The organism is Salinisphaera sp., from assembly GCF_035690525.1.
Lineage (GTDB): Bacteria > Pseudomonadota > Gammaproteobacteria > Nevskiales > Salinisphaeraceae > Salinisphaera.
In genome coordinates, this window is the sequence record NZ_DASSKM010000172.1 from 1 (window position 1) to 19,062 (window position 19,062).

Below are 19,062 nucleotides of genomic sequence, written 5' to 3' on the forward strand. Positions count from 1 at the left end.
ATAAGCATCTGCGCGGCGTGCACTGACGGACTGATTCAGCTTGCCGTGGCCGCCGCCGGGCGGGTACCTTCCACGAGCCTGCTGACGTTTCATACGAGACCGCGCCAGCGGCCATTGGGCTGCAAGTCGAGGCGCCGCGAGTGCGGTGTAGTCGCTCTACACGAGTGAGCGGCAACGCTGGATTGCGGCCCAATGGCCGCTGTCCCGTAGGGTTGGGCCGCAAATTGCGCCATGCGGCGTTGCTCGCTTTGATCGTGGCACGCCACGACCTGCGGCTCGCGCCTTGCCTGGCACAATTTGCGGCGCCAACGCGGGCCTTGTATGAAACGTCAACAGGCTCCGCGCCGGCATGCCGCCGGTACGACGCGAACGATCCGCCAGCGAGGCACGATGGCCACGACTTTTGAACACGACAGCGAGCGCCTGCCGCTCAACGCCTTTGCCGAGAAGGCGTATCTCGACTATGCGATGTACGTCATCCTCGACCGCGCGTTGCCGCACGTCGGCGACGGGCTGAAGCCGGTCCAGCGGCGTATCGTTTATGCCATGTCCGAGCTGGGCTTGTCGGCCGCGTCCAAGCCCAAGAAGGCCGCGCGCACGGTCGGCGACGTGATCGGCAAGTTTCATCCGCACGGCGATTCGGCCTGTTACGAGGCCATGGTGATCATGGCCCAGCCGTTCACCTATCGCTATCCGCTGGTCGACGGCCACGGCAACTGGGGCACGGCGGACGATCCGAAATCGTTCGCGGCGATGCGCTATACCGAGTCGCGCCTGACCGCTTACGCCGCCACGCTGCTGTCCGAGCTGGGCCAGGGCACGGTCGAATGGCAGCCGAACTTCGACGGCACGCTGGACGAGCCGGAAACGCTGCCGGCGCGCCTGCCCAATGTCTTGCTGAACGGCGGCACCGGGATCGCGGTCGGCATGGCCACGGATATTCCGCCGCACAACGTTCGCGAAGTGGTCGGCGCCACGATCCATCTGCTGAACAACCCGGATGCCGATGTCGATGCCCTGATCGAACATCTGCCGGCGCCGGATTTCCCGACCGGGGCCGAGATCATTACGCCGGCGGCCGAAATCCGGCAGCTGTATGCCACCGGCAACGGCCAGATCCGGGTGCGCGCGACCTATACGGTCGAAGCCGGCGAGGTCGTGATCAACGAACTGCCGTACCAGACTTCCGGCGCCAAGGTCTTGGAGCAGATCGCGGGCCAGATGAGCGCCAAGAAGCTGCCGATGGTCTCGGATCTGCGCGACGAGTCGGATCACGAAAATCCGACCCGGCTGGTGATCGTGCCACGGTCCAACCGCGTGGACATCGAGGCGATGATGGCGCATCTGTTCGCCACCACCGGTCTCGAAAAGAACGTGCGGGTGAATCTCAACATGATCGGGCTGGACGGCGCGCCCCGGGTCAAGAATCTGCGCGAGTTGCTGTCCGAATGGCTCGCCTATCGCACCACCACGGTTACAAGGCGCCTGGAATATCGCCTGGACGCGGTCACCGACCGGTTGCATATCCTCGAAGGCCTGCTGGTCGCCTATCTGAACATCGACGAGGTGATCCATATCATCCGCACCGAGGATGAGCCGAAATCGGTGCTGATGGATCGATTCGCCATTACCGGCGTCCAGGCCGACGCCATCCTCAACCTGCGCCTGCGGCACTTGATGAAGCTGGAGGAATTCAAGATCCGCGGCGAGCAGGGCGAGCTCGAAGCCGAGCGCGCCGAACTCGAGGCGACGCTGGGCTCGAAGGCCCGGCTCAATCGTTTGATCGCCGATGAACTGGCCGCGGATGCCGAAGCCTATGGCGACGAGCGCCGCAGCGCGCTGGTCGAGCGCAATCAGGCCAGGGCGCTGTCCGAGGCCGACCTCATGCCCAGCGAGAACATCACCGTGGTGCTATCGCGCGAAGGCTGGATTCGTTCGGCCAAGGGCCACGATGTCGACGCCGCCGGCATGAACTATCGCACCGGCGACGATTATCTGGCCGCGGCCTCCGGGCGCTCGAACGATACGCTGATCGTGCTGGATTCGGCCGGCCGCAGTTACAGCTTGGCCGCGCACCGGCTGCCTTCGGCGCGCGGCCAGGGCGAACCGCTCACCGGCAGCCTATCGCCGGCCGACGGGGCGCGTTTCGTGGGGATGGCGATTGGCGGCGAGACTCTGACCTGTGTCTTGGCCTCGACCGCCGGTCACGGCTTTGCCGTCCCGTTGTCCGACATGGCGAGCAAGCAGAAATCGGGCAAGGCCACGCTCACGCCCGGCAAAGGCGCGACCGCGCTGGCGCCGACCACCGTCGCCGGCGACGATCCCGAGGTTTGTGTGGTGACCACGGCCGGGCAATTGCTGTGTCTTGCGCTGGAAGAGCTGCCGCAACTGACCAAGGGCAAGGGCAACAAGCTGATCGCGCTCAAGGCGGGCGAAGCGGTGATCGCGATCCAGGCGGTATCGAGCGCGCAGACGCTGGTCATCCACAGCGGCAAGCGGCATATGACGCTGGGGCCGGCCGAGCGCGACGCCTACCGCGGACCGCGGGCCTCGCGCGGCAAGCGCCTGCCGCGCGGTTTTACCCAGGTGCAGCGCCTGTCGCGCCAATCCTGAGAACCCGGCGGGCTGAATTGCGTGCAGCGCCGACCCGCTCGCCGGCACGGTGAACGGGCCTGGCGAACGGGCTTGGCGAATGGCGAGGGCGGATCAATCGATCGTTTCGCCGCGCTGCAGCGCGGCCGGGTCGGGCTCCTGAATGAAATGGCCCTGGACGTAGTTTACCCCGGCCTGCCACAGCCGCGCCATGCTGGCCGCATCCTCGATATGCTCGGCGATCAGCGGCACGCGATGCTCGCGAACGAAATCGACGATGTGCTGCAGACGGGTATCTTCGTTGTTCTGTTCCGCCAGCTGCCGCGCGAATGCCGGCGCCAGCTTGATGAACGATAGGGCGAGGCTTTCGATCATCGGGGTCTGGCTGTCCGACTCGCCAAAATGGGTGAGCGCGAAACGAAAACCCCGACGGTCCAGCTCGGCGGCCAGCTGACGGGTCGCCGCCACGCGTGAACGCGCATCCGACTCGCGGAGGCAGAACACGATCTGCTGCGCATCTATGGCGCTTATCGCTTCGTCTTCGGCCAGCCATTCGATGAACGCATCGGCGTCGTCGAGCGTGATGTTCGACAGTTTGACGAACAGCGTCAGCTCCATGTCGCGGGCCGCCTGATCGGCGATCACGCGCGCCGCGCGTCGAGCGACCCAGCGGTCGATCTGCGGCATCAGCCCGGCCTGTTCGGCGGCCGGCAGGAAATTGGCCGGCATGATCATGCCGCCGTGGTCGTCGACGTAGCGCAGTAGCACGTCGTAATAGCGGCGCTGGTCGCCGGCCAGGCTGGTGATGCTCTGAAAAGCCAGCCGGAATTGGTCCGTGGCCAACGCCTGCTCCACACGGGCCTGCCAGGCGCCGCTGCCCGCCCCGGCGTCGGCCAGCGGCTCGCCCTCGCACTCGCGAAACGCGTCGCCGCCGGCCTCGCGCAGCCGGTAACCGCTGTCGACCAGCTGTTGCAGACGGCGATCGTTGGCGGTGGATTCCGCGCCCAGCATGATCGCGGTCACGCTGGCCGTGACATGCATCGCACGCTGATCGTTGCCGAATTCGGTACCGCCGATGGCGCGAACCAAGGCTTCGGCGGTGGCGCTCACTTCGGCCGGCTCGGCGCGCTCGATCGACAGCACATACTCGCCGACAGCGAAACGAAAGCAGCGATCGGTATCCGCGAGGTTGTCGATCAGGAACAGGCTGACTTCCTCGAGCAGCCCGTCGGTGCTGGCCAGTCCGAATTGCTGCTGTAGGACGGCGATGCCGTCGATGGCTACGAACACCAGCCCGCGCAGCCGTCCGGTATTCGACCAGCGGCTGATGCTGGCCAGATGCCGATGCAGCGCCATGCGGGCATCGGCGATCGGGCTCAGCCCCAGAATCGGCACGCTGGTGGCTTCCATCGGCGCGAGCGACAGCCATTGGTTGCGGTCGGCGTCGGTGTACAGATGCGCGGACAGCGGATGCGTGGCGCCGGCCGAGGCGCGACGCAGGATGATGCCGCGGCCGGTCGGTCCGCAATCGTCGTCCAAGTGGGCACGGGCGGCGGCCAGCCGCGCGATGTCGCCCTTGGACAGCCAGCTATCCAGCGCTTGGCCGTTGATGGCATCGGGCGCTTCGGCCCCGATCAGATCGGCGAAACGCGGCGTCGCGTCGACCAGTACGGCGCCGTCGAGGCGCGCGCGGGCGCCCTCGCTTTGTTGTTCGAGTTCGACGTTGCTCGTGCTCGGTCGATATTCGTTTGTTACGTCGGCAATGGTCATTACCTCGTCCCCTTTGTTCTTCTCGGCTCTGTTTTCATTGATCGCGCCGGCACGCCGAGTACGCTCTTGGCGTCGTCGCCCGCGCCCTCGCGCGCGAGCTTGGGCACCAGATAGCCCGGCAATCGCGCCGCGAGGTCTTGCATCAGCGCTATCGCGCGCGTTTCGTCCACCTCGAAATGAGAGGTACCACGAACGCGATCTAGCAGATGCAGGTAATAGGGCATGACACCGACCTCGAACAGCGCCTCGCTCAGTTCGGCGAGCGCCGCGGGATCGTCGTTGACGCCCGCGAGCAACACCGCCTGATTGAGCAATCGGGCGCCGGTTGAACGAATATCGGCCAGCGCATCAATAACTTGAGGAGAAAGTTCGTTGGCATGATTCACATGAACGACGACCACGACCCGGGCGCGCCGATCGGCCAACCATGCAAGCAAGCCGCCATCGACCCGCTCGGGCAGGACGATCGGCGTGCGCGTATGCAGACGCAGCCGCCTGACATGCCGGATACGATCCAGGCGCGCGCCGAGCATCGACAAGCGTTTGTTCGACAGCGACAGCGGATCGCCGCCGGACAGGATCACTTCGCCGATAGCGGGATCGGCCGCGAGGCGCGCCAGCGCGGCCTCGGTATGCGAGCCGCCGGCGTGCTGGGCGCTGTAATCGAAGTGGCGGCGAAAACAGTAGCGGCAGTGCACCGCGCAGGCGCCGGTGGTCACCAGCAGCGCGCGCCCGTGGTATTTGTGCAGCAGTCCGTCACCGGCCGCGCTCGCCCAATCGCCCACGGCGTCGTCGACAAAGCCGGGCGGGTCGGAAAACTCCGCGTCCAGCGGCAGAATTTGGCGCAGCAACGGGTCGGCGATATCGCCACGCCGCATGCGCGCGACGTAGCTTCGCGGCACGCGCAGCCCGAACAGCGCCGCCGCGCGTCGCGCCGCGGGCTTGTGTTCGGCCGGCAGATCGAGTGCCGAAAACAGCGTGTCGACGTCGGTGACGGCATCGCGCATGGCCTGCTGCCAGTCGCCGTCGCGATACGATAGACTGCGCGGCTCGGTCCGCGATGGCGCGGGGCGGGTGCTCATACTCAACAAGTATAGGGCCTAAGTCGGGCGCGGCGCGTGCCAGCGCGATGCGTCTTGGCCTCGGAGTTTCGCTGGAAGTTTCGTCGGGAGTTTCGTTTTATGGCGCAGTTTTCCACCAACCAGTTCAAGGGCGGTCTGAAGATCATTCTCGACGGCGACCCGTATACCATCGTCGAGAACGAATTCGTCAAGCCCGGCAAGGGCCAGGCTTTCAGCCGCGTTAAGGTGCGCAACCTCAAGACCAATCGCACGGTCGAGCGAACCTTCAAGTCGGGCGAGTCGGTGGAAGCCGCCGATGTGTTCAATCTGGACCTGCAGTATCTGTACCACGACGGCGAGTTTTACCATTTCATGGAGCCGAATTCGTTCGAGCAGTACCAGGCCGGCGAGGCCGCGGTGGGCGATGCCGGCAAGTGGCTCAAGCCGCAGGACAGCTGCGACGTGACGCTCTGGAACGGGGTGCCGCTGCAGGTGGATGCGCCGAATTTCGTGATTCTGCAGGTCACCGAAACCGATCCGGGCGTGCGCGGCAATACCTCGTCCGGCGGTTCCAAGCCGGCCACGCTGGAAACCGGCGCGGTGGTGCAGGTGCCGCTGTTCATCGAGGAAGGCGAGACTCTGCGCATCGATACCCGCAAGGGCGAGTACGTCTCCCGCGCCAGCGAAAGCTGAGGGAACCCCGATGTCCGATCGTTGGCGCTCGGGCATCGCACGGGCGACGCTCACGGCGCGCGCGCGGCTGTTGGCGGACATCCGCGCGTTCATGGCCGGGCAGGGGCTGCTCGAGGTCGATACGCCGCTGCTCGCGGCCGCCGCGCCCAGCGAACGCGCGCTCGCGTGCATGGCGGTCGGCGAGGACGGGTATCTCGTGCCGTCGCCCGAGCATGCGCTCAAGCGGCTGCTCGCCGAGGGCGCGGGCTCGCTTTATCAGCTCGGCCATGTCTTTCGCGCCGGCGAATTCGGGCGCTGGCACCAGCCCGAATTCACCATGCTCGAATGGTATGGCGTGAACGAGGGCATGAACGAGGCGATCGAACGGCTTGACACGCTGCTGGCGGGGCTGGGTGCGCCGCCTGTCGGTGCGCGCCGGCGCTACCGGGACGTGTTTTCGTCGCTCGTCGGTCTCGATCCGCTCGAAGCCGATGCGAACGCGTTGCGCGCCCAGGCGCGAGCGCTCGGCGTGGCGCCGGTCGGCGCAGCCCCGGCGGGCGGCGATCGTGTGTTCTGGTTGGATCTGCTGATGGCGACCATCGTGCAGCCGATGCTGGGCCACCAGGGCCCGGAAATCGTCACCCATTTCCCGGCCGACGATGCCGTTCTGGTGGCGAGCGACCCGCGGGACCCGCGCTGTGCGCTGCGGTTCGAATGTTTTTGGCGTGGCGTGGAGCTTGCCAACGGGGCGAGCGAACTGGTCGATGCGCGGCTTGCGCGTGAACGTATGACGCGCGAGCAACAGGCCCGCGTCGCGCAGGGCGGCCCGGTGCCCCCGATGGACGAGGACGTGCTTGCCGCCATGACCGCCGGCCTGCCGCGCTGTGCCGGGGTCGCGCTGGGTGTCGATCGCCTGCTCGCGCTGCTCGAAAACAGGAACTCGATCACGGCCGTGCTGCCGTTCGCGCGCGCCGACTAGGGCTTCACTCAAGCGCCCGGCACGAGGCGCCCGAGCGGCTGATTCAGGCGGACCGCCTGGCCGGTTGCGAGTTCCGGATCGAAAGCGAAGGCATCGGGTCCGGCCAGCAGGATCACGCTCGAACCGAGCATGAAGTGGCCCATCTGCTCGCCACGTGCATAGTGATGATCGGCCGCGCCGGCATCGCTATAGCTGGTATGGCGCCGCGCTTTTTCGTGCGGCGGACAGACGCGGCCGGCGGCGCGCGTATGGATGCCGCCGACGATGAAGGCGCCGATCATCACCACCGCGACCGGCCCGATCGCGGTATCGAAGCAGCTCACCAGCCGCTCGTTGCGCGAAAACAGCCTCGGCACGGCGCGCACGCAGCGCGGATTGACGCCGAACAGACGCCCGGGCACGTAGTAGGTCTCGCGCAGCCGGCCGTCCAGCGGCATATGCACCCGGTGGTAGTTGTGCGGCGCGAGATAGAACGTGGCGTAGCGCCCGCCGAAAAAGGCCGCCGCCAGGCTGTCGTCGCCGGCCACTAACGTGCGCAGATCGTAGGCCACGCCCTTGGTCTGGAACAGCCGGCCGGTCTCGATCGTGCCGAACATGCCAAGCTGACCGTCGACCGGGCACACCAGCGCGTCGGCGTCGGCGGGCGTCGGGCGCGCGCCGCCGGCGAGTTCGCGCGTGAAGAACGCGTTGAAACAGGCGTAGCGGGCCGGTTCCGGCTCGGCGGCCTCGCTCATGTCGATCGCCGGATAGGCGCGCAGAAAGCCGCGGATCAGCGCATTCTTGAGCCGCGGCAGCCGGATTTCGGCGATCGCGAAAGCCAGGCGCGAGATCGCCCGCGTGGGCAGCAACCACTGCGCGAAGACGAACAGACGATCGGTGAAGCGGACCGGAACAGCGGACATGACAATCCAGACCAAGACCACGGGCGACCCGAAATCCTAGCGCAACGGCGCAAGCCCGGCGATCTGGTTTATCCTAGAGCGCTAATCCGAATCGTTGACACGCCCGGTGCCCGGCCGATGCGGCGTTTCCCGATTCGCTCGATGCGCGGCAGCGATCGCGCCTCGTTCAATCAACCGCAGCGGGCGCACCCGCGAGTGAGACTATGGCTAGCGACATCGCCGAACCGGCGTCCGAGACCGCCGCGACCCTGACGCGCATCGTCGATTACATCCGCTGGGGCGCGTCGCGTTTCGTCGCCGCCGATCTGTCGTTCGGTCATGGCAGCGACAACGCGATCGACGAAGCCGCCCACTTGGTTCTGGACGCATTGGATCTGGACCCGGGCCTGCCCGACGCTTATCTCGAGAGTACGCTGACGCGCGCCGAGCGCGAACGCGTGATCGCGGTGATCGAGCGCCGCATCGAGACCCGGCTGCCCGCGCCTTATATCACCGGCAGCGCCTGGTTCGCGGACATGGAATTTTTCGTCGACGCGCGCGTGATCGTGCCGCGCTCGCCGATCGCCGAGCTGATCGAGCACGGCTTCCAGCCCTGGCTCGGCCACCGCGAGCCGCTGGCGATTCTCGATCTGTGCACCGGCTGCGGCGCGATCGCCATCGCCTGCGCCGCGGCGTTTCCCGATGCACGTGTGGTCGCCACCGATGCCAGCGCCGAGGCGCTGGAAGTCGCCGCGATCAACTGCGAGCGGCATGATATCGGCCCGCAGGTCGAACTGGTGAAAGCCGACATGTTCGACGGTCTGCCCGCCGAACGTTTCGATCTGATCGTGACCAATCCGCCCTATGTCACCCAGGGCGAGTGGTCCGGACTGGAGCCCGAGTTTCGGCACGAGCCGGGCTTCGCCTTCCACGGCGATTCGGACGACCTGTCGCTGGTCGAGCGTATCCTGTTCGGGGCGTCGGCCTATCTCGTCGAGGACGGCCTGCTGATCATGGAAGTGGGCGCCTCGGCGTTCGACCTCGAACAGCGCTATCCCGATCTGCCGGTCACCTGGATCGATCTCGAACGCGGCGGCATGGGCGTGGGCGCGATCGAGGCCGAGGATCTGGCGGCCTGGGTCGATGCCCAAAAGGTGGGAGCGTAATTTTATGGCAGGCAATACCTGGGGCCGGCATTTCACGGTAACCTCGTTCGGCGAATCGCACGGCCCGGCGATCGGCTGCGTGGTCGACGGTTGTCCGCCCGGCGTGGCGATCGACGAGGCGCTGTTGCAACGCGATCTCGATCGGCGCAAGCCCGGCACCTCGCGCTATGTCACCCAGCGCCGCGAGGCCGACGAGGCCCGTATCGTCTCCGGCGTGTTCGAGGGCGTGACCACCGGCACACCGATCGCGATCGTCATCGAGAACACCGATCAGCGCTCGCGCGATTATTCCAAGATCAAGGATGTGTTCCGGCCGAACCACGCCGACTACGCCTATTTGCAGAAATACGGCATCCGCGACTACCGCGGCGGCGGGCGCTCGTCGGCGCGCGAGACCGCGGTGCGGGTAGCGGCCGGGGCGATTGCGCGCAAGATTCTGGCCGAGCGCTGGGGCATCGGGATCGCCGGCTATTTGGCGCAGATGGGCGAGATAAAGCTCGCCTGCACCGATCTGACGGCGGCCGACGACAACCCGTTCTTCTGCGCCGAACCGGCCCGCGTGGCTGAACTCGAAGCTTATATCAACCAGCTACGCCGCGACGGCGATTCCGTGGGCGCGCGCATCGACGTGATCGCCACCGGCGTGCCGGTGGGCTGGGGCGAGCCGGTGTTCGACCGGCTGGACGCCGATATCGCCAAGGCGTTGATGAGCATCAACGCGGTCAAGGGCGTGGAGATCGGCGACGGCTTCGACGTGGTCGCCATGCGCGGCTCCGAGCATCGCGACGAAATGGGACCTGGCGGGTTCGCGAGCAATCACTCGGGCGGCATTCAGGGCGGGATTTCCACCGGTCAGGCGATCCGCGCGAGCATGGCGCTCAAGCCGACCTCGAGCATCACCATCCCCGGCAATACGGTCGATACCGCCGGCCAGGCCACGCCGATGCGGACCACGGGCCGCCACGACCCCTGCGTGGGTCTGCGCGCCACGCCGATCGCCGAGGCCATGCTCGGCCTCACGTTGCTCGACCATGCGCTGCGCCATCGTGGCCAGAATGCCGACGTAACGCCGCCCATGACGCCCTTGGCCGGCGACCCGCTGTTTTAAGCCGCGCTTTGCGCCTTCGCCGACACCGGCTAAAATAAGCCCATTCGCAGCGGCGAAGGGGGGTCGCGTGATGAATCCAATCTGGCGGCGCATGGCATGCGCGTTCGCCCTTACGGCCAGCCTGCCGGCTGCGGCCGCTGCCTGGGACGCGGCCGCGGTTGCCCGGGATCTTGACAGTGGCCAGGCCAGCCGGGCGCTCGCCGCCGCCCGCGCCCGGCTCGCAGACCAGCCGAACGACCCGCAAGCGCGTTTTTTCCAGGCGATGGCCAAGGCCAGGATCGGCGACATAGCCGGTGCCATCGACGGCTACCGGATGTTGGCCGCGCAGTATCCGCAGCGCGCCCGCGTCTGGAATAACCTGGGCGTGCTATACGCCCGCCGCGGCCGGCTCGAGGCCGCGCGCCGCGCACTCGCCCGAGCGGTTGCCGCCGAGCCCGGTTACGCTGCGGCACGGTCCAACCTCGGCGATATCTACGCCGCGCTGGCGCAGCGAGCCTGGCTGGCCGCCCGCCAACAGGGCGCCGACGCGCAGGCCATGCAGCGCCGGCTCGACGGTCTGCGGCAAGCGCTGCCGGCGCTGGCAAACGTGCCCGCGGCGCCCGCTAACGCCGCCGCGCCGGCCAAACTCAGCCGGGCGATCGATGCCGTGCTGGCGCGCTGGGCCCGCGCCCGCTCGCAGCAAAACGTGGCGGCCTATCTGGCCGTCTACAGCAACAATTATCAGCCGGCCGGCGACACCACGCGGGCCCAGTGGCTGCGCAACCAGCGCGCGCGGCTGAGCCAACCGCCGTCGGTGCGCGTCAGCGTTTCCGACGTGCAAGTCGCGCCGGCCGGCGCAAAGCGCGCCCAAGCCAGTTTTCACGAACACTACCGTTCGCCGAAAGCCGATCGCCGGCTGACCAAGCACATGCTGTTTGTGCACGAAGACGGCGCCTGGCGCATCTTGCGCGAAAGCTGATAAGGGCGTGGGCACACGCCCTGGAGCACTACTGTGGTGTAATAAATGTGTCTGACCCGAATGGTATTCGAAGCACGCCACTTCATACGACAACAGGGCTACCCCAACCGCAAGCTCGGCGAAAGCTTTAAACCACTATCCACCGCCGTGTGAATATTGGGTCAGTCATTTTATTTATCCTAAAGCCGTTCAAGCTTAAGTAAGTGCCATTCGTGCTCGGCACTTATGTCACCGACAGTTGGGCGCACGAAACCTATGGCCGCAAGATTGAAAAAGCGATGGCGTACCGCGACGACGGCTTACCGCTGGTGATTATCACCGAACAAGCCTGGGCGGACGCGGGAGCGTTCTAAGGGTAACGGCGAGGGGACGACGGCTACTTGGCGATGCCCAGGAATACGGCCAAACAGCGCTCGGCCGTCAACATCGAATCCGCGTCGATACGCCCGAAGACCTGGCCGATTTTGTCGCGTTTGACGGTTATGGCCTTGTCGACCATGACATGCGAAGGCTTTTGTAAGCCATTGGTCGCGCTCGGCTGAATCGGGATACGAAATAATGGCGCGTCCACCCGGGTGCTGGTTATCGGCAACACCGTCACGGTGGCCAGCGCGTCGAATTGATCGGCCTGTATGACCAAGGCCGGTCTTGGTTTACCAAAATCGCCTTGCATGGCAATGGTTACGAACGCGCCCCGCGTCATTCGGTCCAACCAGCCATATCGGCTAACGCTTCTTCCATGACCTGTTCCAAATCCGTGTCAGTCTTATCCGCTTCGGCGGCGAGACGGGACTGGCGGCGGCATTCGGCCGCGAAGTGCGGCCCGCGCGTATCCGGTACCCATATCTGCACGGGGCGAAGCCCGGCCATGCGCAGCGCGTCGCGATGCTTTTGAACTCGTGAGTTCACGTCCGGCATGGTGACCTCCATTTGTTACTTGTAACATTTTACAATGCTCGGCGTTACAAGCAACAGCGCTGCCGTTTTGGGTAGGCTGTCAGCGGCGGCTCAAGCGGTAAAGCCCGAGTCGGCTATTTAAGAATACAGCGCCGAAGTCAATATTGCCTGTATTGTTAAAAGAAGCAGGGACCAGCCAGATGGGTTTTGATTTCAAAAATGCCGATAAGGCCGCGTTGCTGCTTGAAGCCAAGCGTATGGCGAAGGAAATAGGGGATGATCAGTTTTTCACGAAGAAAGAGCTAAAGTATCTCCCGGAGGTGTTATTCGATGGTGAGGAAGTCGTGGCCTTCGCCTCGGGGATGCTTGATAGCAACACCTGGCTTTTGGTGTTGACTGATCGCCGCGTTGTCTTTCTAGACAAAGGTATGTTCTACGGTCTCAAACAGACCGAGATCGCGCTGGATAAGATCGACTCGGTGTCGTCGCACAGTGGAATGCTTTTGGCGAAGATCAAGCTGCAGGTTTCGTCGAAGGAATGGAAAATCGACCAAGTGCAGAAGAAAGCCGCTGCCCATTTTGCGAAAAAAATACGCGATCTGATAGATCAGCGAAGCAGCGTTAGCGGCACCGTGCGTCAGGACGTGTCGGCTGGCCAAGATGATTCTAACGACGTTATTAGTCGACTCGAGAGGCTCAGCGGACTCAAAGAGAAGGGCGTCCTAACCGACGCTGAGTTCCAATCAGAGAAGGCCAAGTTGCTATCTTGATGCAAGCACGCCGGAGCGGGCGTCCGGTCAATCCCGCAAGCCGCTCGATTCGCGAGCGTTCGATCCGTCACGGCCTCCGGTGATTCCCATACGTTTCATTTACATTTCCTCATCCAAGAGTCGTTTTCAATCTGCCTTGAACTCGTTGCTCGCAATCGAAGCTCGTCGAGCAAAGGCTGCTACTAGTTCTCGATCATCTTCCTCCATGTCTGTCATATCTAAGGTCTGAATCGTCTTATCCGCCGCGCCCCGAATTTCACTCGTATCAACACCCTCTTGGGCGCTGAAGAAATCTATTGCTCCCACAACCACTTTCTCCGTCAGTGGCTTAGCGCCAGTTTTGACGCTCGATAGATACGCCGCAGAGATTCCCATCGACTCAGCCATCCGCTTTAACGTGGTTTCGGTCTTGATTCGATAGATTCGAACCACTCGACCTGGCCTCGGCGTCCAGCATGGCCAGCAGCGCACGCGCGGCGTTGGATAAGTGTCGCTGCGGATGGCGCATGACGCCCAGTTCGCGGCGCATGGCCAGCGGCGGTAAGGCGAGCGGGGTGAGCGGGTGCGGCATGGCCGTGGGCAGCACCGTCCAGCCGAGGCCCACGTCGGCCAGCATGCGCAGCGTTTCCAGCGAGTGGCTGGTCATCCGTGCGGTTACGGTGACGCCGTGCGCGGCCAGAGCAGACTCGATGATTCGATGGGTGTAGCTGTCCGGCGGCGGCAGGACTGCGGCGTGCGCCGCCAGCTCGGCGAACGTTACCGTGGCCCGACGGGCCAGCGCGTGCGTGCGCCCGGCATAGATTGCCAGCGGATCGGGCCAGATGGTGCGCGCGATCAGGGTGGGGTGCGCGGCGACCGGCAGGGTAATCAACGCCAGTTCGGACTCGCCGTTGAGCACGCGCTGGCAGGCGTGTTCGGAATCGGCGAATTCGATCTGCGGCGCTACGTTCGGATAGCGGGCGATGAACGCGCGCAGCACCTCGGGCATGCGGTGCATGCCGACATGATGGGACACCGCCAGTTCCAGTGTGCCCGCGACCCGGTCGGCCAGGTTGTCGAGCGCACGCTCGCCGTCGGCCAGCGCGGCCAGGGTTTCGCGCGCATGCGGCAAATACGCCCGTCCCGCCTCGGTCAGCCCGACTTTGCGCCCGACCCGGTCGAAAAGCCGGTGCTCGAGTTCGGCTTCGAGCGCGGCGATACGCTTGCTGATCGCGGGCTGGCTCAGATGCAGGCGTTGTCCCGCGTCCTGAAACGATTCCAGTTCCGCGACGGCCATGAAGGCTTGCAGGGCATCGATACGCATGCCGGCATTGTATTCCAAAAGGGAATTCGTGTCGGAAAAAGATTCATTTGAGTAATCGATAGTCCGGACCTAAACTCCGCGCAAGCTAAAGCAACGAGAGTCGATCATGGCCCGCACGCTGTACGAAAAGATTTGGGATGAACACGTCGTCCGCGAAGAAGCGGGCAACGCGCTGCTATATATCGACCGGCACATGGTGCACGAGGTGACGTCGCCGCAGGCATTCGAAGGTTTGCGCCTGGCCCATCGCGGCATCTGGCGTTCCAGCGCCAATCTCGCGGTGCCCGATCATAACGTGCCCACGGTCAACCGCGACGGCGGCATCGCCGACCCGATCTCGCGCGCCCAGGTCGAGGCGCTGCAAGTCAACTGCAACGACTTCGGCGTCCGCCTGTTCGGCATGGGCGACCGCCGCCAGGGCATCGTGCACATCATCGGCCCGGAGCAGGGCGCGACCCAGCCAGGCATGACCATCGTCTGCGGCGATTCGCACACCGCCACCCACGGCGCCTTCGGCGCGCTGGCCTTCGGTATCGGCACTTCGGAAGTCGAGCACGTGCTGGCCACCCAGACCCTGCCGCAGGCCCGGTCCAAGACCATGCTGGTGCGCGTGGACGGTGCGACCGCGCCGGGCATATCGGCCAAGGACATCATGCTCGCCATCATCGGCAAGATCGGCACTGCCGGCGGCACGGGCTATGTGATCGAATACGGCGGCCAGGCCATCCGCGCGCTGTCGATGGAAGGGCGGATGACGATCTGCAACATGTCGATCGAGGCCGGCGCGCGTGCCGGCATGGTGGCGGTCGACGACCACACCATCGACTACATGCGCGGGCGCACCTACGCGCCCGAGGGCGCGCAGTGGGCGGCGGCCGAGGCCTATTGGCGCACGCTGGTCTCGGATAGCGATGCCGAATACGACCGCGTGGTCGTGCTCGATGCCGCCGAGATCGCGCCGCAAGTGACCTGGGGCACCTCGCCCGAGATGGTCGTGCCCGTCACCGATCGCGTGCCCGAGCCGGAATCCGCGCCCAGGGCCGGGCAGACCGAGGGCTGGCGCGCGGCGCTGGACTATATGGATTTAACGCCGGGCGTGCCGATCACCGAGATCATGCTCGACAAGATATTCATCGGCTCGTGCACCAATGCGCGGATCGAGGACCTGCGCGTGGCGGCGAAATACCTGAAAGGCCGGCGCATCGCGCCGAACATCGAACTCGCGATGGTCGTGCCGGGGTCGGGGCTGGTCAAAGCGCAGGCCGAAAAGGAAGGCCTGGACGCGATCTTCAAGGCCGCGGGCTTTGAATGGCGCGACGCCGGCTGCTCGATGTGTCTGGGCATGAATGACGACAATCTGCTGCCCGGCGAACGCTGTGCCTCGACTTCGAACCGTAACTTCGAAGGCCGCCAGGGCAAGGGCGGCCGGACCCATCTGGTTAGCCCGGCGATGGCCGCCGCCGCCGCGGTGCACGGCCATTTCGTCGATATCCGCACGCTGGACGTGAGCCGGTGAGCGGCGCGGCCGAAATCGACGCCGGCGGCTGGCGGGCCGGCGACTACGCCCGCAACGCGCGCTTCGTCGCCGAGCTGGCGACCGATTTGATCGACTGGCTGGCGCCCGCGCCCGGCGAGACGATTCTCGATCTGGGCTGCGGCGACGGCGCGCTCACCGAGCGGATCGCCGCCGCCGGCGCCGATATGGTCGGCGTCGACGGCAGTGCCTCGATGGTCGCGGCCGCGCGCGAGCGCGGGCTGACGGCCGTGGTGGCCGACGCCCGGGCGCTGGGCGCCGTGGCCGCGCTCGATCGCGCGTTCGATGCGGTGTTCTCCAACGCCGCGCTGCACTGGATGCATGACGATCCGCAAGCGGTGATCGAACATGTCTTCGCGCGGCTTAAGCCCGGCGGCCGGTTCGTCGCGGAAATGGGGGCATCGGGTAATGTCGCGCCGATTCGTGCGGTATTGCGCGCTGAGGCCGATGCCCGTGGCCACGAGCCGGATACGCTCGATCCGTGGTATTTCCCCACCGAGACCGCGTATTTGGATCGGCTGGCGACCGCCGGCTTTCATATCGAGCGTTCGCATACCTTTGAGCGGCCCACGCAGTTGCCGGGCGATATCGCCGACTGGCTCACCACGCTCGCGCGCCCGTTTGTCACCGCGTTCGCACACGGGGCTGCGCGCGACGCTTATGTGGCCGCGGTGCGCGAGCGCCTGGCCGGCGAGATGCGCCATCGTGACGGCCAATGGGTCGCCCCTTACGTGCGGCTGCGTTTTATCGCCCGCAAACCTGACTGAGGAACAACACCATGCAGGCATTCACCATTCACGAGGGCTTGGTCGCACCGCTGGATCGCGCCAACATCGATACCGACGCGATCATCCCCAAGCAGTATCTCAAATCCATCCGCCGCACCGGTTTCGGCCCATATCTGTTCGACGACTGGCGCTATCTGGATGCCGGCGGGCTGGACGTGGAGATCGCCGATCGCCGCGAAAACCCGGATTTCATGCTCAATCAGGAGCCGTTCCGCGAGGCCTCGATTCTGCTGGCGCGCGACAATTTCGGCTGCGGCTCCTCGCGCGAGCACGCGGTATGGGCGCTGGCGGATTTCGGCATCCGCTGCGTGATCGCGCCGAGCTTCGCCGACATCTTCTACAACAACTGCTTCAAGAACGGCGTGCTGCCGATCACGTTCGATACAGCCGCGGTCGATGCCCTGTTCGAGGCCGCGGCCGTGCCCGGCGGCGCGCGTCTGCGGGTCGACCTGTTCGAGCAGCAGGTGAGCCTGGCGGACGGCCCGAGTTATGGCTTCGAGATCGAAAGCTACCGACGCAAGAACATGCTCGAAGGGCTGGACGACATCGGCCTGACGCTGCGCCATGCCGATGCGATCCGCGAGTTCGAGCAACAGCGCTCGGCCGAAAAGCCCTGGCTTTTCCGCGAATTGTGAGTATCTCTTCAATTAAATTCGTCCGCGAATGAACGCAAGTACACGCAAATAAAAGAAGTCATTCAAAGAATATTTGCGTGTATTTGTGTTTATTTGCGGACCGTTTTTGTCTTTTCGGATTAACTACAACGGTTAAACAAGGACGTTTTCATGAGCACGAGAATTCTGGTTATGTCCGGCGACGGCGTTGGTCCGGAAATCTGTCGCGAGGCGGTGCGGGTGCTCGAGGTGCTGGCCGGTGATCACGGGCTGGATATCGAGCTCGAGGAAGCGCTGGTCGGCGGCGCGGCGATCGACGTCGAGGGGGATCCGCTGCCGGAGTCTTCGCTCGCCGCGGCGCGCGCAGCCGACGCCGTGCTGTTCGGCGCGATCGGCGGGCCCGCCTGGGACAATCTGGAGCGCGACAAGCGCCCCGAATCGGGCCTGCTGCGGTTGCGCCGCGAGCTCGGGCTGTTCGCGAACCTGCGTCCGGCCATCCTCTATCCGCAGCTCGCCCACGCCTCGGCGCTCAAACCGGCAGCGGTGTCCGGGCTCGATATCATGATCGTGCGTGAACTCACGGGCGGCATCTATTTCGGCAAGCCGGCCGGCACCGGCACGAGCGATGCCGGTTTGCGCGAAGCCTGGAACACCATGCGCTACGACGAGGCCGAGATCGAGCGCATCGGCCGCGCCGCGTTCAATATCGCCCGGGCGCGCGGTCATCGCCTGTGCAGCGTGGACAAAGCCAACGTGCTCGACGTCTCCCAGCTCTGGCGCGACGTGATAAACGAACTGGCCGCCGAGTACGACGATGTCGAGCTCACCCATATGTACGTCGACAACGCCGCCATGCAACTCGTGCGCGCGCCCAAGCAGTTCGATACCGTGGTCACCTCCAATCTGTTCGGCGATATCCTGTCCGACGCCGCCGCCATGTTGACCGGCTCGATCGGCATGCTGCCGTCGGCCTCGATGGACGCCCACGGCAAGGGTCTGTACGAGCCCGTGCACGGCAGCGCGCCGGACATCGCCGGCCAGGGGCTGGCCAATCCACTGGCCGCCATTCTGTCGGTCGCGATGATGCTGCGCTATACGCTGGATCGCGGCGATCTCGCGGACAAGGTGGAGGCGGCGGTTGGCTACGCGCTGGATCGCGGCCTGAGGACACGCGATATTATGGACGACGAGACCCAGATCGCGAGCACCCGGGAAATGGGAGGCGCGATTGTCGATATGCTACGCTGAATCAAGCGAACAATAAGGCCGCTACGGCCCGGCTTCATGCCGGGTTGTTAGGCCGTGCTCGCATGACGCTCGCCGAGCGGGTGGGGGATCCCGACGGCGTTACAGTACGGCGCGTTTCGGCCGATAGTGGGCCAATAGTTGGTCTATATGCGGTCGGCCAAAAACGGTCGGCTTGGGGAGTACAGGGGGTTGCATACGGCGTGGCCGTTTTCATCGATCGAGCTATCCGAGGCGGGCTGATCGCCGCAACTGTCGCCGTGGCCGGTATTGTCGCGGCTGGATACGCCGGCCCGGCGTTTGCGCTGGAGTTCGGCTCGATGACGGTGCATTCGTACCTCAACCAGCCGCTCGACGCGACGGTCGTGCTCGACAACCTGGATGCGTCCGATCGCGCGTCGCTGGATGTCGGCATGGCGCCGCCGGCGCGATTCCAGCGCTTCGGCATTCGTCGCAGCAGCGCCGTCGACCGTATTCGTATCGATACCCGGATCCGCAAAGGTGGCCATCAGGCCGTCGTGCATATTGCGACCAAGCGTCCGATTAGCGAACCGTTTGTGGATTTCCTGCTACAGGTCAATGCCGGCAACGGCACGATGCTGCGCGAATATACCGCCATGCTCGATCCGGCCGGCGTCGCCGCGCCCGCTTCGAGCGCGCCCGCGCCGATGAACGTCACGCGTTCGAGCGCGAGCACGCCGCGCGGCCAGAACGACGGCCAGAA

At 65.2% G+C, this 19,062-nt stretch carries 20 protein-coding genes; 13 read left to right on the forward strand and 7 right to left on the reverse strand.

Annotated elements, in window-relative coordinates:
* The first annotated feature begins 390 nt into the window (after positions 1-390).
* On the forward strand, positions 391-2,613 hold the full coding sequence (gene parC, locus VFJ08_RS13120; protein WP_324997670.1) for a DNA topoisomerase IV subunit A: 2,223 nt from the start codon (positions 391-393) through the stop codon (positions 2,611-2,613).
* 93 nt (positions 2,614-2,706) lie between these two features.
* Here parC and VFJ08_RS13125 read toward each other — a convergent pair whose 3' ends face one another.
* Positions 2,707-4,362, reverse strand: a complete 1,656-nt coding sequence (locus VFJ08_RS13125) for an EAL domain-containing protein (protein ID WP_324997671.1) — start codon at positions 4,360-4,362, stop codon at positions 2,707-2,709.
* The gene (gene epmB / locus VFJ08_RS13130; RefSeq protein ID WP_324997672.1) at positions 4,362-5,444 is read right to left on the reverse strand and encodes an EF-P beta-lysylation protein EpmB; all 1,083 of its coding nucleotides are present in this window, start codon (positions 5,442-5,444) and stop codon (positions 4,362-4,364) included. Before epmB ends, VFJ08_RS13125 begins: the two co-directional genes overlap by 1 nt.
* Positions 5,445-5,543: 99 nt before the next feature.
* On the opposite strand from epmB, the gene efp reads away from it, so the two are divergent.
* Positions 5,544-6,116 (forward strand): elongation factor P, encoded by a 573-nt coding sequence (efp, locus tag VFJ08_RS13135; RefSeq protein ID WP_324997673.1) that lies wholly within the window; start codon positions 5,544-5,546, stop codon positions 6,114-6,116.
* 10 nt (positions 6,117-6,126) lie between these two features.
* Positions 6,127-7,074 (forward strand): EF-P lysine aminoacylase EpmA, encoded by a 948-nt coding sequence (gene epmA, locus VFJ08_RS13140; protein ID WP_324997674.1) that lies wholly within the window; start codon positions 6,127-6,129, stop codon positions 7,072-7,074.
* An 8-nt stretch (positions 7,075-7,082) separates the two neighbouring features.
* On the opposite strand, the gene asd is transcribed toward epmA, so the two are convergent.
* Positions 7,083-7,976: an archaetidylserine decarboxylase gene (gene asd, locus VFJ08_RS13145; protein WP_324997675.1), complete on the reverse strand. Its 894-nt coding sequence runs from the start codon at positions 7,974-7,976 to the stop codon at positions 7,083-7,085.
* 203 nt (positions 7,977-8,179) lie between these two features.
* Between asd and prmB the strand changes: the two genes are divergently transcribed.
* The 4 genes from prmB to VFJ08_RS13165 all read left to right on the forward strand — a co-directional run bounded on the left by prmB (position 8,180) and on the right by VFJ08_RS13165 (position 11,540).
* A complete protein-coding gene (prmB, locus tag VFJ08_RS13150) occupies positions 8,180-9,121 on the forward strand; it encodes a 50S ribosomal protein L3 N(5)-glutamine methyltransferase (protein ID WP_324997676.1) in 942 nt (313 codons plus the stop codon).
* 4 nt (positions 9,122-9,125) lie between these two features.
* Positions 9,126-10,229, forward strand: coding sequence for a chorismate synthase (aroC, locus tag VFJ08_RS13155; RefSeq protein ID WP_324997677.1), 1,104 nt, complete (start codon positions 9,126-9,128; stop codon positions 10,227-10,229).
* Positions 10,230-10,299: 70 nt separating this feature from the next.
* Positions 10,300-11,187 carry a L,D-transpeptidase Cds6 family protein gene (locus tag VFJ08_RS13160; protein ID WP_324997678.1) on the forward strand — a complete coding sequence of 296 codons (888 nt, stop codon included), beginning with the start codon at positions 10,300-10,302 and terminating at the stop codon, positions 11,185-11,187.
* Positions 11,188-11,399: 212 nt separating this feature from the next.
* Entirely contained in the window at positions 11,400-11,540 is a 141-nt protein-coding gene (locus tag VFJ08_RS13165; protein WP_324997679.1) for a hypothetical protein, read from the forward strand.
* 23 nt (positions 11,541-11,563) lie between these two features.
* On the opposite strand, the gene VFJ08_RS13170 is transcribed toward VFJ08_RS13165, so the two are convergent.
* Together VFJ08_RS13170 and VFJ08_RS13175 are read right to left on the reverse strand one after the other, a co-directional pair.
* Positions 11,564-11,890 (reverse strand): type II toxin-antitoxin system PemK/MazF family toxin, encoded by a 327-nt coding sequence (locus VFJ08_RS13170; RefSeq protein WP_324997680.1) that lies wholly within the window; start codon positions 11,888-11,890, stop codon positions 11,564-11,566.
* Positions 11,887-12,105, reverse strand: a complete 219-nt coding sequence (locus VFJ08_RS13175; protein WP_324997681.1) for an antitoxin MazE family protein — start codon at positions 12,103-12,105, stop codon at positions 11,887-11,889. Before VFJ08_RS13175 ends, VFJ08_RS13170 begins: the two co-directional genes overlap by 4 nt.
* A gap of 179 nt (positions 12,106-12,284) precedes the next feature.
* On the opposite strand from VFJ08_RS13175, the gene VFJ08_RS13180 reads away from it, so the two are divergent.
* Positions 12,285-12,854, forward strand: coding sequence for a PH domain-containing protein (locus VFJ08_RS13180; RefSeq protein ID WP_324997682.1), 570 nt, complete (start codon positions 12,285-12,287; stop codon positions 12,852-12,854).
* A gap of 126 nt (positions 12,855-12,980) precedes the next feature.
* Here VFJ08_RS13180 and VFJ08_RS13185 read toward each other — a convergent pair whose 3' ends face one another.
* A complete protein-coding gene (locus VFJ08_RS13185; protein WP_324997683.1) occupies positions 12,981-13,241 on the reverse strand; it encodes a hypothetical protein in 261 nt (86 codons plus the stop codon).
* Positions 13,234-14,175 carry a LysR family transcriptional regulator gene (locus VFJ08_RS13190; protein WP_324997684.1) on the reverse strand — a complete coding sequence of 314 codons (942 nt, stop codon included), beginning with the start codon at positions 14,173-14,175 and terminating at the stop codon, positions 13,234-13,236. The genes VFJ08_RS13185 and VFJ08_RS13190 overlap by 8 nt, the downstream gene beginning before the upstream one ends.
* An 85-nt stretch (positions 14,176-14,260) precedes the next feature.
* Between VFJ08_RS13190 and leuC the strand changes: the two genes are divergently transcribed.
* The 5 genes from leuC to VFJ08_RS13215 form a co-directional block, all read left to right on the forward strand.
* Complete coding sequence (gene leuC / locus VFJ08_RS13195; protein ID WP_324997688.1) at positions 14,261-15,673, forward strand: 3-isopropylmalate dehydratase large subunit; 1,413 nt, start codon at positions 14,261-14,263, stop codon at positions 15,671-15,673.
* The gene (locus VFJ08_RS13200) at positions 15,670-16,458 is read left to right on the forward strand and encodes a methyltransferase domain-containing protein (RefSeq protein WP_324997685.1); all 789 of its coding nucleotides are present in this window, start codon (positions 15,670-15,672) and stop codon (positions 16,456-16,458) included. The genes leuC and VFJ08_RS13200 overlap by 4 nt, the downstream gene beginning before the upstream one ends.
* An 11-nt stretch (positions 16,459-16,469) precedes the next feature.
* The gene (leuD, locus tag VFJ08_RS13205) at positions 16,470-17,114 is read left to right on the forward strand and encodes a 3-isopropylmalate dehydratase small subunit (RefSeq protein WP_324997686.1); all 645 of its coding nucleotides are present in this window, start codon (positions 16,470-16,472) and stop codon (positions 17,112-17,114) included.
* Positions 17,115-17,264: 150 nt separating this feature from the next.
* The gene (gene leuB, locus VFJ08_RS13210; protein ID WP_324997687.1) at positions 17,265-18,341 is read left to right on the forward strand and encodes a 3-isopropylmalate dehydrogenase; all 1,077 of its coding nucleotides are present in this window, start codon (positions 17,265-17,267) and stop codon (positions 18,339-18,341) included.
* Positions 18,342-18,598: 257 nt separating this feature from the next.
* On the forward strand, positions 18,599-19,062 hold a 464-nt coding region (locus tag VFJ08_RS13215; RefSeq protein ID WP_414707076.1), incomplete at its 3' end, for a type IV pilus assembly protein FimV.

Coding starts and splice junctions, on each gene's coding strand:
- parC (WP_324997670.1), top strand. CDS start 391: ATGGCCACGACTTTTGAACACGACAGCGAGCGCCTGCCGCTCAACGCC.
- VFJ08_RS13125 (WP_324997671.1), bottom strand. CDS start 4,362: ATGACCATTGCCGACGTAACAAACGAATATCGACCGAGCACGAGCAAC.
- epmB (WP_324997672.1), bottom strand. CDS start 5,444: ATGAGCACCCGCCCCGCGCCATCGCGGACCGAGCCGCGCAGTCTATCG.
- efp (WP_324997673.1), top strand. CDS start 5,544: ATGGCGCAGTTTTCCACCAACCAGTTCAAGGGCGGTCTGAAGATCATT.
- epmA (WP_324997674.1), top strand. CDS start 6,127: ATGTCCGATCGTTGGCGCTCGGGCATCGCACGGGCGACGCTCACGGCG.
- asd (WP_324997675.1), bottom strand. CDS start 7,976: ATGTCCGCTGTTCCGGTCCGCTTCACCGATCGTCTGTTCGTCTTCGCG.
- prmB (WP_324997676.1), top strand. CDS start 8,180: ATGGCTAGCGACATCGCCGAACCGGCGTCCGAGACCGCCGCGACCCTG.
- aroC (WP_324997677.1), top strand. CDS start 9,126: ATGGCAGGCAATACCTGGGGCCGGCATTTCACGGTAACCTCGTTCGGC.
- VFJ08_RS13160 (WP_324997678.1), top strand. CDS start 10,300: ATGAATCCAATCTGGCGGCGCATGGCATGCGCGTTCGCCCTTACGGCC.
- VFJ08_RS13170 (WP_324997680.1), bottom strand. CDS start 11,890: ATGACGCGGGGCGCGTTCGTAACCATTGCCATGCAAGGCGATTTTGGT.
- VFJ08_RS13175 (WP_324997681.1), bottom strand. CDS start 12,105: ATGCCGGACGTGAACTCACGAGTTCAAAAGCATCGCGACGCGCTGCGC.
- VFJ08_RS13180 (WP_324997682.1), top strand. CDS start 12,285: ATGGGTTTTGATTTCAAAAATGCCGATAAGGCCGCGTTGCTGCTTGAA.
- VFJ08_RS13185 (WP_324997683.1), bottom strand. CDS start 13,241: ATGGCTGAGTCGATGGGAATCTCTGCGGCGTATCTATCGAGCGTCAAA.
- leuD (WP_324997686.1), top strand. CDS start 16,470: ATGCAGGCATTCACCATTCACGAGGGCTTGGTCGCACCGCTGGATCGC.
- leuB (WP_324997687.1), top strand. CDS start 17,265: ATGAGCACGAGAATTCTGGTTATGTCCGGCGACGGCGTTGGTCCGGAA.